Source organism: Amycolatopsis keratiniphila, from assembly GCF_000400635.2.
GTDB classification, from domain to species: domain Bacteria; phylum Actinomycetota; class Actinomycetes; order Mycobacteriales; family Pseudonocardiaceae; genus Amycolatopsis; species Amycolatopsis keratiniphila.
On record NC_021252.1, the window covers coordinates 4451314 to 4466725 of the forward strand.

13 protein-coding genes are annotated in these 15412 nt (G+C 70.2%); 7 read left to right on the top strand and 6 right to left on the bottom strand.

Annotation, left to right across the window (positions count from 1 at the left end):
• Positions 1-52 precede the first annotated feature (52 nt).
• Positions 53-946 (top strand): NADP-dependent oxidoreductase, encoded by an 894-nt coding sequence (locus AORI_RS61315; RefSeq protein WP_016334408.1) that lies wholly within the window; start codon positions 53-55, stop codon positions 944-946.
• A gap of 6 nt (positions 947-952) precedes the next feature.
• Here the strand turns inward: AORI_RS61315 and rraA are convergent, their stop codons facing one another.
• Both rraA and AORI_RS61325 read right to left on the bottom strand, forming a co-directional pair.
• A complete protein-coding gene (gene rraA, locus AORI_RS61320) occupies positions 953-1429 on the bottom strand; it encodes a ribonuclease E activity regulator RraA (protein WP_016334409.1) in 477 nt (158 codons plus the stop codon).
• Positions 1426-2031 carry a TetR/AcrR family transcriptional regulator gene (locus AORI_RS61325; RefSeq protein ID WP_016334410.1) on the bottom strand — a complete coding sequence of 202 codons (606 nt, stop codon included), beginning with the start codon at positions 2029-2031 and terminating at the stop codon, positions 1426-1428. The genes rraA and AORI_RS61325 overlap by 4 nt, the downstream gene beginning before the upstream one ends.
• Positions 2032-2091: 60 nt before the next feature.
• Here AORI_RS61325 and AORI_RS61330 point away from each other — a divergent pair, with 60 nt between their 5' ends.
• Positions 2092-2328, top strand: coding sequence for a hypothetical protein (locus tag AORI_RS61330; protein WP_043848126.1), 237 nt, complete (start codon positions 2092-2094; stop codon positions 2326-2328).
• Between the two features lie 57 nt (positions 2329-2385).
• On the opposite strand, the gene AORI_RS61335 is transcribed toward AORI_RS61330, so the two are convergent.
• Positions 2386-3276: an EamA family transporter gene (locus tag AORI_RS61335; protein WP_016334412.1), complete on the bottom strand. Its 891-nt coding sequence runs from the start codon at positions 3274-3276 to the stop codon at positions 2386-2388.
• A gap of 79 nt (positions 3277-3355) precedes the next feature.
• On the opposite strand from AORI_RS61335, the gene AORI_RS61340 reads away from it, so the two are divergent.
• Positions 3356-4240 carry a LysR family transcriptional regulator gene (locus AORI_RS61340; RefSeq protein WP_016334413.1) on the top strand — a complete coding sequence of 295 codons (885 nt, stop codon included), beginning with the start codon at positions 3356-3358 and terminating at the stop codon, positions 4238-4240.
• Positions 4241-4572: 332 nt separating this feature from the next.
• Here AORI_RS61340 and AORI_RS61345 read toward each other — a convergent pair whose 3' ends face one another.
• Complete coding sequence (locus AORI_RS61345) at positions 4573-5433, bottom strand: NAD(P)-dependent oxidoreductase (protein ID WP_016334415.1); 861 nt, start codon at positions 5431-5433, stop codon at positions 4573-4575.
• A 9-nt stretch (positions 5434-5442) separates the two neighbouring features.
• Positions 5443-6324: an NAD(P)-dependent oxidoreductase gene (locus AORI_RS61350; RefSeq protein ID WP_016334416.1), complete on the bottom strand. Its 882-nt coding sequence runs from the start codon at positions 6322-6324 to the stop codon at positions 5443-5445.
• An 83-nt stretch (positions 6325-6407) separates the two neighbouring features.
• Here AORI_RS61350 and AORI_RS61355 point away from each other — a divergent pair, with 83 nt between their 5' ends.
• The 4 genes from AORI_RS61355 (at position 6408) to AORI_RS61370 (ending at position 13667) form a co-directional block, all read left to right on the top strand.
• Positions 6408-9596 (top strand): AfsR/SARP family transcriptional regulator, encoded by a 3189-nt coding sequence (locus AORI_RS61355; protein ID WP_016334417.1) that lies wholly within the window; start codon positions 6408-6410, stop codon positions 9594-9596.
• Between the two features lie 147 nt (positions 9597-9743).
• The gene (locus tag AORI_RS61360) at positions 9744-12320 is read left to right on the top strand and encodes an FtsX-like permease family protein (RefSeq protein WP_016334418.1); all 2577 of its coding nucleotides are present in this window, start codon (positions 9744-9746) and stop codon (positions 12318-12320) included.
• Positions 12313-13005: an ABC transporter ATP-binding protein gene (locus tag AORI_RS61365; protein WP_016334419.1), complete on the top strand. Its 693-nt coding sequence runs from the start codon at positions 12313-12315 to the stop codon at positions 13003-13005. The genes AORI_RS61360 and AORI_RS61365 overlap by 8 nt, the downstream gene beginning before the upstream one ends.
• Positions 13005-13667, top strand: coding sequence for an ABC transporter ATP-binding protein (locus tag AORI_RS61370; RefSeq protein ID WP_016334420.1), 663 nt, complete (start codon positions 13005-13007; stop codon positions 13665-13667). Before AORI_RS61365 ends, AORI_RS61370 begins: the two co-directional genes overlap by 1 nt.
• A 73-nt stretch (positions 13668-13740) precedes the next feature.
• Here AORI_RS61370 and AORI_RS61375 read toward each other — a convergent pair whose 3' ends face one another.
• On the bottom strand, positions 13741-15384 hold the full coding sequence (locus AORI_RS61375; protein ID WP_043848128.1) for a tannase/feruloyl esterase family alpha/beta hydrolase: 1644 nt from the start codon (positions 15382-15384) through the stop codon (positions 13741-13743).
• Positions 15385-15412 lie beyond the last annotated feature (28 nt).

The window sequence follows — 15412 nt, forward strand, 5'->3', positions numbered from 1 at the left end:
ACGAAACAACAACCGTTCCAAAACGCTAACCGTTAGTGCTACGGTCGGTCGCATGAAGCAAGTGATCTTCACCGAATTCGGTGGACCGGAAGTCCTGCGACTCGTCGACGCCGAAGAGCCGCACGCGGGGCCAGGCCAGGTACGCATCGCCGTGCGAGCGGCAGGAGTGAACCCCGTCGACTGGAGAATCCGCGAAGGCCAGGTCCTCGGCGCGCATCCGACCGTGCTGCCGTCCGGGGTGGGCATCGACGCCGCCGGCGTGGTGGACGAGGTCGGCGAAGGCGTCGAGGGAGTCGCGGTCGGCGACTCCGTGTTCGGCGAGGGTGTGAGCACCTACGCCGAGCTCGCCGTGCTGTCGGCCTGGGCGGTAATGCCCGACGGGCTCGCCTTCGAGGAGGCGGCCGGATATCCGTCCGTCGTCGAGACCGCACTACGGCTCATCCGCGAAGCCGATGTGCGGCCGGGCGAGACACTGCTGGTCAGCGGCGCGTCCGGCGGGGTCGGCTCGGCCGTACTGCAGATCGCGCGCGAACGTGGCATCACGGTGATCGGCACCGCGGGCGCCGCGAACCAGGACTATCTGCGTGAACTCGGCGCGCTCGCCACCACCTATGGCGAAGGTTGGGTGGACCGCGTGCGGCGGCTCGGCCGGGTCGACGCAGCCCTCGACCTCGCCGGGTCAGGCGTGATCGCGGAACTGGTCGAGCTGACCGGTGATCCGGCGAAGGTGCTCTCCATCGCCGACCTCGGCGCGCCCGCGTTCGACGTCCGCTTCTCCGGCGTGGCCGGGAGCGTGCCGGACGCGCTGGCCGAGGCCGTCGACCTCATCTCGCGGGGGAAGCTGCACATCCCGGTCGAGAGGTCCTATTCGCTCGCCGACGCCGCGGCCGCACACGCCGACAGCCATGCCGGGCACACTCGCGGCCGCCGGGTCATCGTCGTCTAACTGGGTTCAGGCGGGAAGAACGACGACGCCGTCGTCATCGGAGTAGAGCGTGTCGCCGGGAGTGAAGGTCACTCCCCCGAAGCCGACCGGGACGTCGACAGCGCCGGCGCCCGCCTTGGAGCTCTTGCGCGGGTTGGTGCCGAGCGCCTTCACCCCGAGCGGGAGCCCGGCGAGCTCGGCGCTGTCGCGCACCGCACCGTTGACGACGATGCCCGCCCAGCCGTTGTCGACGGCGGACTTCGCGATCATGTCGCCCGTGAGCGCGCTGTGCAGGGAACCGCCGCCGTCGACCACCAGGACAGCGCCGTCACCCGGGGTGGCCAGGAGTTTCTTGACCAGGCCGTTGTCCTCGTGACAGGAGACGGTGCGGATCGGGCCCGAGAAGGACCGGTGCCCGCCGAACTGGCGGAACTGGGTGTCGCAGACGCGCAGCCGGTCGCCGTGTTCGTCGACCAGGTCGGCGGTGGTGAAGGAATCGATCACGGTTCCCGAGTGTAGGGCGGGAAAAGCGTGTCCAGAACGTGGGTGAGGATGGCGGCGGGGTCCGCGGCGGGAGCGACCGTCTGCCGCAGCGCGAGCCCGATGCCCAGCGCGCCCAGCATGACGACGGCCTGATCCAGTGGCATCGCGGGTTCGAGACGCAGACGCCGGGTGTGTTCGGCGAGCAGGGCGACCACCTCGTCGTCGTGCCGTCGCTGGATCGCCGCGATCAGCGCGGCGGTTTCCGGCTGCTGCGCCGTCGCCGCGAGCACCTCCGCGGCCGCCGCGCTCCACCTCGCCGCGTCCTTGTCCGCCACGTCGACGGGGTTCAGTGCCGCGATCACCTCGTCGCGCGAAGTGGCTCGGGCCAGCGCTTCGCGCAGTCCCCGCAGATGGCCGTCCGCGTCGGCTTCGATGATCGCCAGCCACAACCCTTCCTTGCCGCCGAAGTGCTTGTAGACGGCGCCGCGGGTGTACCCGGCGTCGGCCGCGATCTCCTCCACCGTCGCCGCGAGGAAACCACGCCGCAGGAAAACCTGGCGTCCGGCGGCCAGCAAGTGTTCATGGGTGCGGCGCTGCTGCTCAGCCCGCGTCAGCCTGGTCATCGACTCCCATTCAGTAACAGAGTGTTTCTGGAAACGCGACGTTACTGTACCGTCGTACGCATGGACCTCCTGGCACCCGTGGCGGCGTTTCTCAGCCTTCCCCTCTTCCTGGCCGGGTTCGCTTGGTATGCCGTCCGTGCCCGGCGCTGCGGTGTCAGCCAGTCCTTGCTCGCGCCGATCGAGGAGATCTGGGATCCGATCGCGCACAAGACGAACATCGAGATCCAGATCGAGGCCGAACGGAGTCCGGAGACGCCGTCCCCCGGTGATCCGCCCGACCTCGGTATCCGACGGTGAAATGCCCGTCCCGCCCCGGATTTTCGAGTTCGCCGACGATGGCGACGACGGCGATCTTCATCGGATGGCGCTCTTCGGGGTGATCTGCCCCGCGACGATCGAGGCGAGTGCGAGCGCAAAGCCGACGAGCTGGATCAAGCCGAGCGACTGACCGAGCAGTGCGGCGCCGAGCAGTGCGGCGACCATCGGCGAGAGCAGGCCGAGGACGGCGACCGAGGTGACCGGCAGCGACGTGATGCCGCGGAACCACAGGACGTAGGCGAGCAGGCCGCCGACCAGGCCGAGCCAGAGGTAACCGAGGGCGGCGTTCAGGTCGATGGCGGGCGGTGCTCCTTCGAACAGGAAGGTCACCGGCACCAGGAACAAGCCGCCCGCGGTCAGCTGCCACGAGGCGAACGCCGTCGGCCCGACGTCCGCCGGACGTCCCCAGCGTTTGGTGAGCGTGACGCCGAGCGCCATCGTCGCGGCGCCGCCGAGACCCGCGATCACCCCGATGAAGTCGAAGCCCGCCGCCGGCCCGAGCACCACCAGTCCGACACCCACTATCCCGACGACGCCCCAGGCGAATCGCCACGCGGACGGGCTCTGCCGCAGCACGGCCACGGCGAGGATCGCGACGAGCAGCGGCTGGGCGGCGCCGAGTGTGGCGGCGACCCCGCCGGGCAGCCGTTCGGCGGCGACGAACAGCAGAGGGAAGAACATCCCGATGTTGAGGACACCGAGCGCGGCGGCCTTCAGCCACCAGGTGCCGCGCGGGAGGGTGCGGGTGATGGCGAGCGCGATGAGTCCGGCGGGCAGGGCGCGCATGAGCCCGGCGAACAGCGGGTGTCCCGGCGGGAGGAGTTCGGTGGTGACCACGTAGGTCGTCCCCCAGACCATGGGAGCGAAGGCGGTCAGCGCGGTACCGGCGAGACCGGCGGCGAGCGGTGTGGTCGTCAGCGTTTTCACGCTTCTCAGCTTCGACGCTGCCGATCAATGAGTCCAACACATGTTTGTCACTTGATCCATCGTGATTCAAGATGGATCCATGGAGCTTCAGCAGATGCGGTACGTCGTGGCCGTGGCGGAGACGAACAGCTTCACGCGGGCCGCGCAACAGTGCCTCGTCGTGCAGTCGGCGCTCAGCCACCAGATCGCCCGGCTGGAACGGGAACTCGGCGCGCGGCTGTTCGAGCGCACGAGCCGCCGGGTACGCCTCACCGCCGCGGGCGAGGCGTTCCTGCCCGCCGCCCGGCAATGCCTCGAAGCCGCCGAGAGAGCGGGCTCGGAGGTCGCCGCGGCCGTCGGCGAGATCCGCGGGCGGCTCACCGTCGGAGTGATCCCGACCGTCGCGGCGGTCGACGTCCCGGCCGCCCTGCAGACCTTCCGCAGCCGGTACCCGCACGTCCGGATCGGGCTGCGGGTCGGGGCGAGCGGCCAACTGGTCGAGCAGATCAAGGAGGGCGCGATCGAGGTGGCGTTCCTCGGCCTCCCGGTGACCGACCGGCCGGACGGCGTGGGCACCTGCGAACTGGGCCGCGACGACCTGATCGCCGTGGTGGCTCCGGGGCATCCGCTCGCCGTCGAGTCCGAAGTGGACTTGAAGCGGCTTTCGTCCGAGGTGTTCGTGGACTTCCCGTCGGGATCGGCGGGGCGGGCCCAGACGGATCAGGCGTTCGCCGCGGCCGGCGTGACCCGGGAGGTCGCGTTCGAAGTGACGGCCGCCGACTTCATGGCGCGGCTCATCCATCAGGGACTGGGGGTGGCGCTGCTGCCGTCGAAGTACGTGCCGAACCTGACCGATGTCGTCACCGTGCCGGTGCGGGACGCGCCCGCGCGGATCGAGCACCTGGTCTGGAACCGCTTCACCGTCACTCCGGCGGCGAAGGCCTTCCTGGAGGTGCTGGGGGTCGCAAGTGGGGAGGACGGTTAGAGCCAAGTCGCAGGTCCGTGAAGGCTCCCTTCACTGCGTCTAGCGCAGTGAAGGGAGCCTTCACGGACTGCGGCTGCGAGCGAAGGGCGGTGGCGTGGCGGGGACGGTATGCGCCAACCGTGTCCTCTGTACCTGCTGGTCGGAAGTCCGTGAAGGCCTCCTTGAGGGACCCAGGTTTCCTCAAGGAGGCCTTCACGGACTGGGCACACAGCCGCGGGGTGAGCAGATGCGGACCTCGCGTGTTTCGCCGCTGATCACGCGAGTGCGGTGCCACGTCCTCGTGAGTGGCAATTCGGGTTAGAACCGTCCTGACCACTCACGAGCGCGGGCGCCTACTTGCCCTCCGCCTTGATGATCTCGTACAGGCTCGTCCACGAGCTACGCCCGTGGCCCGCGGCGATCGCCCGGTCGTAGTGGGACTTGATCGCCTCCGGAAGGAGCACGTCGACGCCCGCGTCCCGGCTCGCCTGGACGATGTGGTCGGCCGTCGCGCCCATCATCGTGACGTTGGCGTCGTCGCCCGGGTGATCGCCCTTCTCGATCTGCTCGGCCGCGGCGTCCAGGTAGAAATCCATCATCCTGAAGTTGTCCTTGGCGTAAGGGAGGAACTTCTCCGCAGGCACCCCTGCCGACCGCACCAGCGCGCTCGCGTGCAGGAACACCGAGAGCGAGGTGAGGAAGATGTCCAGCTGCGCCTGGTAGAACAGCTGCGCCAGCCGGACGTCCTCGCCGAGATAGTCCGGTCGCCCGATCAGCTTCAGGGTGTCGCGGTGCTTCTCGAACACGTCGGTGGGGCCGCTGTAGAAGACGTAGGCCTCGTCCTTGCCCACCAGTTCGGCGGGCACCATCACTCCGCCGGCGACGAACCGCGCACCGCGGGCCTCGACCCACTCGGCGGCTTCGCGGGTCTTCTCCGGGGTATCCGAGCTGAGGTTGACGATCACCTTGCCCGCCAAGGCGTCTTCGGCCTTGCCGAGGATGTCGTACATCGCGGCGTAGTCGGTGAGGCTCAGCAGCACCAGTTCCGACGCCGACACCGCGTCCGCCGGGGTTTCCGCACGCACGGCACCGGCGGCGACGACGCCGTCCGCGCGGGCGGCGGTGCGGTTCCAGACGGTCACTCCGTGGCCGTTCTCCAGCAGCACGCGGACCATGGCCTGTCCCATCGGGCCGAGCCCGATCAATGTGATCATTGTGTTTCCTTACTTCTTGAGGAGTTCGATGACGCCGATCAGGTCTTCGGCGCCGTGTCCGTCGGCGACCCGCTTGTCCATCAGCGGCTGCAACGGGGTGAGCAGTTCGGCGCTGATGCCTTGGTCCGCCGCGGCTTTGGCGAGGTTCGGGAAGGCCGCGGCCTGCATCTCGATGTTCGACACGACATCGGTCACGTAGTCGCCGTCGTCGATCTGTTCGGCCGAGCGCTCCAGGAAGCCGCCCATCGCGTCCAACCAGCCGCGGAGCAACGGCGCGAATTCCCGTGCCTTGATTCCGGCGGAGCCGACCAGCGCGTACGCCTGGATGACGCCGACGAAGTATCCGTACATCCCGCTGAGCAGCGCGATGTCGTGCAGTGGCGCCAGGCCGGGGTCGGCACCGAGGTAGTTGACGCCGCCGAAGGTCTCGAGCGCGGTGCGCGCCCGGCCGAAGACGGTGCCCGATCCGCTGTAGAAGATGAACGCAGCGGGCGTGCCGATCATCGGCGGGACGGCCATGATGCCGCCGTCCAGGTAGGCCGCGCCCAGTTCCTCCGCCCAGGCGCTCATTTCGCGCGCCTGGCCGGGGGTGCCGTTGGTCAGGTTGATCAGCTGCCGTCCCGCGAGCTCCGCCGCCACCGGGTCCAGGACCTCGTGCACCGAGTCGTAGTCCAGCAGGCAGGCGAGCACGATCGCGTTCGTGTCCGCCGCGAGAGCCTCCGAGACGGTCGAAGCGACCGAAGCTCCCTTCGCCGCCACCGCCTCGGTCCGGCTCGCGGTCCGGTTCCACACGGTGACCGGATGGCCCGCCGTCAGTAGTGCTTCTACGAGCGCGGTTCCCATCGCGCCCAGCCCCAGTACCGTCACCGGGGTCTTGCCGTGTTCGCTCATGGGACCACCGTGACGCGCCCCGCGCACGGATCGCTGCGGGTTCACGCACGGTCTTGTCGGTGGTCCACGCTAACGTCGGTTTCGTGCGTTTCGGAGTGCTTGGGCCGCTCGCCGCGTGGACGACCGCGGGCGAGCCCGTCGCCGTGCCTGAGGCGAAGGTCCGCCTCCTGCTCGCCGCGCTGCTGTCCCGCGAGGGAAGGGCGGCGTCAGTGTCGTCGCTGACCGACGATCTCTGGGGCGAGCATCCGCCGGGTAATCCCGGCAACACCCTGCAGACCAAGGTCTCCCAGTTGCGCCGCGCCCTGGACAAGGCCGAGCCGGGCGCCAGGGAGCTCGTGACGCACCAGCCGGCCGGTTACGTCCTCGCCGTGGAGCCCGGCGACCTGGACGTCCATCGGTTCCGCGCGCTCACCGCCCGCGCTCGCGACGCGGTCGATCCGCGCGCCCGTGCGGCGCTGCTGGCCGACGCGCTGGCTTTGTGGCGAGGGCCCGCCTATGCCGGCTTCGAGGACGAACTCTTCGCCGTCGCAGCCGCCCAGCGGCTGGAGGAGGAAAGGCTACTCGCCGAGGAGGACCGTGCCGAAGCCCGGCTGATGCTTGGCGAACACGGCGTCCTCACCGGGGAGCTGGCCGGTCTGGTCTCGCGGAACCCGTTGCGAGAGCGGCTGCGTGGCCTGTTGATGCGCGCGTTGTACGCGGCCGGGCGGCACAGCGAGGCGCTCGAAACCTATGCCGAGCTGCGTGCCCGCCTGCGTGACGAGTCCGGGCTCGAACCGGGCCCGGACCTCGCGGCGCTCCACCAGGCGATCCTCACCCGCAGCCCGGAGCTGGAGCCGGCTCGTGCGGCCGAGCCGGTGCGCGGCAACCTCCCGGAGGCGCTGACCGAGCTGATCGGCCGCACGACCGCGGTCAAGGAGGTCGAGGCGCTCGTCACCGACACGCGGCTGGTCACCCTCACCGGCCCCGGCGGTGTGGGCAAGACCAGGCTGGCCATCGAGGCCGCGTCGAAGCTTGCGATGGCCGACGGCACCTGGCTCGTCGAGCTGGCCGGCCTGGACGTCGTCGAGTGCCCGACGTGCCCGCCCGAGGATCTCGTCGCCGTGGTCGTCGCGGCCGTGCTGGATCTTCGCGAGGAGGCGACGTCCACCGGAACGCTGACCCAGTCGATGGCCGCCGCCTTGCGGGACAAGGAGATCCTGCTCGTCCTGGACAACTGCGAGCAGGTCGTCGAGCCGGTCGCGGCGCTGGTGGAGCGGTTGCTCGCGGCGGTGCCCCGGTTGCGTGTGCTCGCCACCAGCCAGGAACCGCTCGGGCTGCCCGGAGAGAACGTCTGGGCGGTGCCGCCGCTCGAACTGCCCGAGCATCCGGATTTCGCCGCCGTGCGGGAGTCGAGCGCGGTCCGGCTGTTCGCGGCCCGTGCCGAGGCGGCCGCGCCGGGGTTCGCGCTCGACTCCGAGAACGCGGCGGTGGTCGCACGGATCTGCCGCACCCTCGACGGAATCCCGCTGGCGCTCGAACTCGCCGCCACCCGGGTCCGGACGCTCGGCGTGCACGAGCTCCTCGCCCGCCTGGACGACCGGTTCGGCCTGCTGTCCTCGGGCAGACGGGGCGGCCCGCGCCGCCAGCAGACCCTCCGCGCGATGATCGACTGGAGCTGGAGCCTCCTGAGCGAGCCCGAGCAGATCGTGCTGCGCAGGCTCGCCGTGCACGCCGAGGGGTGCGGGCTCGACGCCGCCGAATCGGTCTGCGCGGGCGGCGAGATCGCCGCCGGCGACGTCTTGGATCTGCTGTCCCGGCTCGTCGACAGGTCCCTGGTGGTCAGCAGGCCGGGCAGGGCCGGCGAGCCACGGTTCAGGCTGCTGGAGTCCGTTTCGGCGTACGCCTTGGATCACGCCGAGCAAGCGGGCGAACTCGAAGACCTGTACTTGCGGCACGCCCGCTTCCACGTCGAGCTGGCCGAACGTGGTGACGCGGGGTTGCGCGGCCGGGAGCAGCGCCGCTGGCTCGACAGGCTGGACGCCGAGGGCGCCAACACCCGGCGAGCGCTGGAAACGCTGTTGAGGCAAGGAGAACACCGGCTCGCGGCACGGCTGGTGAACGCGACGACCTGGTTCTGGTTCCTGCGCGGGCGGCTCACCGAGGCCCGGCGCTCGCTGGACCTCGTGCTCGCCACGGAGATCGACACCGGCGACGAGTACGCCCAGGCTCTGGGCTGGCGCACCGGGATCGCAGTGCTCGACGGCACCGGCACGGACGCCGCCGTGGAAGAGACCGTGCGGGGCATCGCCGACGCCGGTGTCCGGGCACGGATGTCGTGGTTCCTCGGCTACGCGTGGTCGACGGTCGGCGACCTGTGCCGGGCGGAGAAGCTCACGCTCGACGCGTTGGAAACCGCGCGTGACATCGGCGACGACTGGAGCGCCGCGGCGGCGCTGAGCGACCGGGCGTCCCATCTGATCTCCGGCGGCGACCTCACCGGAGGTGGCCGGATCGCCGCGCAGAGCGCCGCGATCTTCGACGGACTCGGCGAACGCTGGGGCTGGCTGCAGGCGTCGTTCGTCATCGGCATGCTGGCCTCGATCGCCGGGGACTACGACCACTCCGCGCGCGTCCATCGAGAAAGCCTTCGCCGTGCGGAGGAACTCGAACTGTGGCCGGAGGTCACCTACAAACTGTCGTGGCTGGGCCGGACGGCGTTGCTCACGGGCCACTTCGAAGAAGCGAAGGAGTTCCACGAGCAAGCAAGGGCATTGGCCGTCGAACACGGCTTCAAACCCGGCGAGGTCTACGCCGAAACCGGGCTAGCGCTCGGCGCGCGGCGCGAAGGGCTGCTCGACGAGGCCGAGCGGCGCCTGCTGTCCATACTGGACTGGCATCGCCGGGTGGAGTCCGAAGCGGGCAGCACCCTGATCCTCGCCGAGCTCGGATTCATCGCCGAACAGCGCGGAGACGCGGCGGCGGCGAAACGGCTCCAGCTCGAAGGCCTGGCGATCGCGCGCGAGAGCGAAGATCCGCGCGCGATCGCGCTCGGCCTCGAAGGTCTCGCCGGCGCGGAAGCGGCGGCGGGCGCGCATCATCTGGCCGCACGGCTGCTGGGTGCGGCGGCGGCTTGCCGTCGCTCCGTGGGTGCTCCCCTGCCGAAGGCCGAACGCGGTGACGTCGACCGGATCACCGGCGTCGTCGTCGCGGCGCTCGGAGAAACCGCATTCTCGGCGGAGAACGAGGCCGGTGAAGCCACCCCGATCGATCAGTTGGTGACGGACAGTCAGTAGACAGGCACCCGTATCACCACAATGGACCATGCCTTACTTCACGTCCGCAACAAACGGTGATTTCTTTCTGTCGCCGGGGCGCCTCGACCGGTAGCGTGCGTATCCATGCGGGTGAGGTGGGGGGCTCCCGGCGGGCCCAGGGTGACAATGCCGTGGCGAGCGGCTCCGAAGGCGGCGCTGACCAGTCCGCTGACTTTGATCATCGCCGCGGTGACCGCCTTGCTGGCGTGTTTCCTGGGCACGGCCGCCGTCCTGCAGGCTTCGGCCGCGGGCGGCGCGGCCGTCACGTATCAGTCCGACATCGTGTGCCCGGACTACTACGGGCCCGTGTTCAGCAAGGACAACGTCCCCGCCGCGGTCGCTCCGCAGGTGATCGACTCGGTCCGCCGCAACGCGCCGGCACACGGTTTCCCCACGCCGGTCACCTCCCGCTACACGCCGTACCTGTTCGGCACCGAGTTCAACGGCGACCCCAACTACAAGGTCGTCCTCGCTCATCGTGATCAGGCGATTCAGGGCCATCTCGATGTGGCGGGCGGCTCGACGGGAGCCGGATTCGTGCTCGGCACCGTCGTGGCCGGGGCGGAGAACATCAAGGTCGGCACCACCCCGAGCATCAAGGGCACCCCGATACCGCCGGTGACCGGGCTGTATCGCGATCTCCCCGACCCCGCGCCGCGCTGGTGGTGCTCGCAACAGCGGAACGCCGTCGTCAGCAGGCTCGCCAACGACCCGCTCGACTCGGTCATGTTCGCCAACGACGGCAAGACCTTCGACGACACGGTCCGCGCGCTGAACATCCCGACGATCAAGACGCTCCACATGTCGTTCTACGACGCCCCGCCCAAGACCGTGGGCGAGGCCGAGGATCTCCAGGAACGCGGGAAGGCGCTCATCGCCGCGGTCAAGGCGGACCTGGGTTCGCGCGGCCTCGGCGACGCGATCATCGGGTCGCTGCCGTTCGAGCGTTCCGTGGAGATCAGCAACCAGGCGGAATCGAACGTCCTGATCTCGATCCTGCCGCTCGCGGCCATCAGCATCCTGGTCGGCTGCGCCGGGATCGGCACGGTCGCCCTGCAGTGGTACCAGCGGCGGCATCCGCAGCTCAGGCTGCTTTCGGCCCGCGGCAGCGGCCCGGGAGCCCTCGGGCTGCTCGCGGTGGCCGAGCTCGGGCTCCCGATCGTCGCGGGCGGCGCGGCGGGCGCGGTGCTCGCCCGGCTGTTGCTCGGCGTGTACGGACCACCGGGTGAACTGAACGACGGGGCGACACTGTGGGGGTCGCTCGTCGCGGCCGCGATCCTGCTCGTCTCGCTCGCGCTGCTCGCCGGCGTGATCTCCGTCCGCACTCACCGGGAGTTCGAACTCGGCCGGGTCCGCTCCGGACGGCGCAAGAAGGTGAAGGTCCTGGCCTTCTTCCCGTGGGAGCTGCTCACCGCCGCTGTCGCCCTGCTCGGCTGGAACCGGCTCGTCGACTACAGCAAGGGATCGCGGATCGGCAACCCGCTCCCCCAGGTCGACCCGCTCGCGCTCACGTATCCGGTGTTCGTCGTGCTCACCGTCGGGCTCGTTGCCGCCCGGCTGGCCTGGCTCGCGCTGCACGCGTCGCATCGCGCGCGGCTGTGGTCCCGGCCCGCGCTGCAGCTGGCCATCCGGCGGCTCGCCAGCGCCCGCGCCCCGGTCACCGGCGTACTCGTGATCGGCACGCTGGCAATCGGGACGCTGGCCACGGGGATCGGCATCGCGCGTGGCCAGGAAGAGGCGTTGCAGACGAAGTCCGCCATCTTCGTCGGGGCCGAGACCAGGGTCGACACCGAAAGCGTGGTCGGCACCGGCAAGGTCGGGCTGCCCGCCTCGATCACCGACAGCACCGCGATCGTCGGCGAACTGACCGGTGCGGGCAACGTCGTGCTGGTCGTGGATCCGCGGACGTTCCGGCACGCGGCCACGTTCGGCCCGCTCGACGGAGCCGAGGTCGACCGGCTGCTCGGCGAGCTGTCGAGCCCCGGCGCCGGTGTCCCGGCGATCCGGATCGGGAACGATCCCGCCCAGAAAGCCACGCTGCCGGTCGGCCTCGGGGAAGCCAGGGCCGTCGGCGAGCTGCCGATGTTCCCGATCATCGGCACCAAGGCCGGGTACGTGGTCTCCCGGGATTCGTTCACCGAGGCGCAGCTCCGCACGGTTCCCAAGTGGAGCCTGCTGTCCAGCTCGTCGATGACGCAGGTGACCGAGGCGCTGGCGTCCGTGGGGGTGATGACGGCGGTCAACCGTGTGACCCGCGAGTCCGCGCTCGACGCGCTCCCGTTCTACGTGGTGTCGTGGACGTTCTCGTTCATGGCCCTGCTCGGTGCCGTGCTCGGGGTGGTGGCGGTGCTGTCGCTGCTGGTCGCGGTCGAAGTCCGCCGCCGCCAGAACGCGCTGGCCGGGGCGCTGGTGCTGCGGATGGGGATGCGGCCGCGTGCCCTGCTGGCGAGCCACCTGATGGAGCTGGGCGCGCTCAGCGGGCTCGCCGTGGTGATCGGCGTCGTCTGCGGTGTGTCGGTCGCGGGACTTTCGGTGCCGCGCTTCGACCCGGCGACGTTCCTCCCGCCACAGTCGGCGCTGCCCGACCCGACCCCGCTCGCCCTGACCGTGCTCGCCGTCGGTGTGCTCGTCGTGGCGCTGGCGGGCTGGATCGCGATGCGCTCGGTGCGCACCGCCCGGACCGCGGAGTTGATCCGTGCCTGAGAAACCGATCTTCCGGCTGCGCGGGATCGGCGTCGACTACCAGACGCCGGCGGGCACCGTGACCGGCGTCGACGACGTCACCATCGACATCCCGGCACGCGGGATCACCGTGCTGGCGGGGCCGTCCGGCTCCGGGAAGTCCACCCTGCTGCGGACACTCGGCCTGTTCGAGCAGCCCGTACGGGGCACGATCTCCTTCCAGGGCACCGAAACCGGAAAACTCCGGCATCGTGACCGGCGGGCGCTGCGGAGGCACCACCTCGGCCTGGTGTTCCAGAACCCGACCGACAACCTGCTCGGGTATCTGAGCGTCGCCGACAACCTCCGCGCGGCGGCGGAATCGGCCGGAACCGAATGCCTTCCCGACGACATCCTCGATCAGCTGGGGCTCGGCGGCACCGGCGACTGGCGGATCTCCGCGTTGTCGGGCGGGCAGCAGCAGCGTCTCGCGTTCGGCTGCACGCTCGCTCGCCGCTCGACCGTCGTACTCGCCGACGAGCCGACGTCCCAGTTGGACGAAGCCTCGGCCGACCGCGTGCTCGACACCTTGAGGTACCTGGCGGGTCAGGATTTCGCCGTCATCGTCGCCTCGCACGACGACCGGCTCATCGAACTCGGCAGCCGGGTGGCACGGATGCACAAGGGCAGACTGGAGAAGGTCGACGAACGGGAGGTCGTGCCGTGATGGCGGAACCCGCCCTCGAGGCCGTCGGGTTACGCCGCCGGTTCCCCCATCCCAGCGGGGACGTCGAAGTCCTGCGCGGGCTCGAACTGCGGGTGGCCGCGGGTGAGCTGGTCACCGTGTCCGGCCGGTCCGGCTCCGGCAAGAGCGCGTTGCTGGCCCTGCTGTGCGGTTTCGACTCGCCCGATTCCGGCAGTGTCCTCCTGGACGGCGTCCCGATAGCGGGCGCGCCGCCATGGCACACCTGCGCCGTCCTGCCGCAGGCGCTGGGCCTGGCGAACGAGCTGACGATCGCGGAGAACGTGGCGCTGCCGCTGCGGCTCCGGTCCGACGTCCCCAAGCCCAGCGCGAAGGACATCCACGCGCGGGTTTCGGAACTGCTGGAGGAACTCGGGATCGGCGACCTCGGCGACCGCTACCCGCTCGAGGTCTCGTTCGGGCAGCAGCAGCGGGTCGCCCTGGCGAGGGCGGTCAGCGGGCGGCCCCGGGTCCTGCTCACCGACGAACCGACGGCGCACCTGGACGCGGGGAGCACGCCGCGGGTGCTGCGGCTGTTGCGGCGCTGTGCCGAGGACGGTGCCGCGGTGATCGTGGCGACGCACGACGACGAGGTGCACCGGATCGCGGACCGGCGGGTACGGCTGCTGGACGGCGTCCTTTCGTAGCTTCCGGATGTCATGAAAGGGTCGTTCAGGACGTTTTCCGTCCTGAACGACCCTTTCATGACATTTGGCGCGGCTAGGGAGCGACCGGCCCCGCCTTGCCGTACAACCCGTTCCCCGCCCAGTTCACGAGATCGTGCGAAGGCCGCGAAGGCGGGACGGGCACGAAGTTCGCGGCGTCGTCGACGCTTCCGGTGCCGTCGTACTTCGCCTGCAGCGGATACGGGAACACGGGCCGCGTACGGAAGACCTTGCCGTCGGCGTCGCGGCCGGTGGCGATCGTCCGGTCCGGTGCGGTGCCGCGCTCGACCCAGGAGACCAGCTCCTTCAGCGGGTCGTACTCGGTCAGCTTGTCGCCCGTCGCGCAGTGGTACAGCGCGGGCACCATGAACAGCCGCGCCCAGTCCCGCGTCGCGGCCGGGCCGCCGTTGGCACGGGTGAGCCGCTCGTAGTAGTCGATGCTGCCCGCGGCCGGGATCGCCTGATCCGCCCAGCCGTGCCAGATCACGAGTTTCCCGCCCGCACGACGGAATTCGCGCAGATCCGTCGACATCGCGTTGGAGCGGACGCCTTCCGGGGTCAGCCGGTCGAATTCGCGGGCGGCGAAGGCGAACTTCTCGACCGACGAATGCGGCGTGCCGATCGGGTACGCCATGTACTTCAGGTAGTTGTCGGCGAGCGCGTGCGCGAACGGGATGCCGCCGGTTTCCGGCGACGGGATGATCCAGCCGTACCAGGACAGTTCGGAGCCGACGGTCTGGCCGCCCGGATACAGTTTGCGGCCGCGTTCGTCGGTCGGCGGCGCGTAGATCTTCTTCGTGGCGTTCACCTGCGCCGGGGTGAGGCAGCCGGGGTTGTCGGTGCCCGGCGGGCAGGCGATCGTGGCCGGGTCGAACCGGCAGGTGCGAGGGTCGTCGATGGCGCCGTCGCCGAGCCCGTCGGCTTTGTCGCAAGAGGACAGTGCGGCGGCGTGCAACGCCGGGAGTTTCTCCGCGGTCAGGATCGGCTTGCCGTCGGCGCCGGTGTTCACCTTGGCGAGCCAGGTCTGGTACACCCCGAGCAGCGGCCCCCAGTATCCGGCCGGTGCGCCCGCGATGATGCCGTCGAAGTCGTGCGGATAGCGCTGCGCGAGTAGCAGCGCCTCGCGGCCGCCGTCGGAGCAGCCGCTGAAGTACGACTTCTTCGGCGGAGCGCCGTAGAACGCCGTGATCAGCCGTTTGGACGCCTTCGAGACCACGTGCGGCGCACGGAACGCGAAGTCGTCGCGGGCGGCCTGGTCGTTCTCGGCCCACTTGCCGTCGTCGACGATCGCGGGGGTCTTGCCGACGTGCCCGTCGTCGGTGGCCGCGACGGCGACGTCGCGGCCGTGCGGGAGACCGCAGTCGGCGAACGGCGGAGTGGTGACCACTCCGCAGAAGCCTCCGCAGCCGAACTGCAGGTACCGGCCGGCGTAGGTCTTGGTCGGCAACCGCAGCTGGAACCGCACCGCCGGCTCCACGTAGCCGCGGGCGTCGCAGTTCTCCGGTTCGGTCGCCGTCGCCGGTACGACGGTCGCCGTCTCGACGTGTGTGGTCGCGCCGGGAACGTCGTAGGTCCGCACCAGTTCGGCGCACGTGCGCACCGGGCGGAACGTCGTTTCGCCGGCGGTGGCCGCCGGTGCCGTGAGTATCGAGCCTGCCGTGATGAGCGCTGCCACGCCGAGCATGGACAACCGCCGCATGTCCCCACCCCAGTTTCCCGGATCGGCT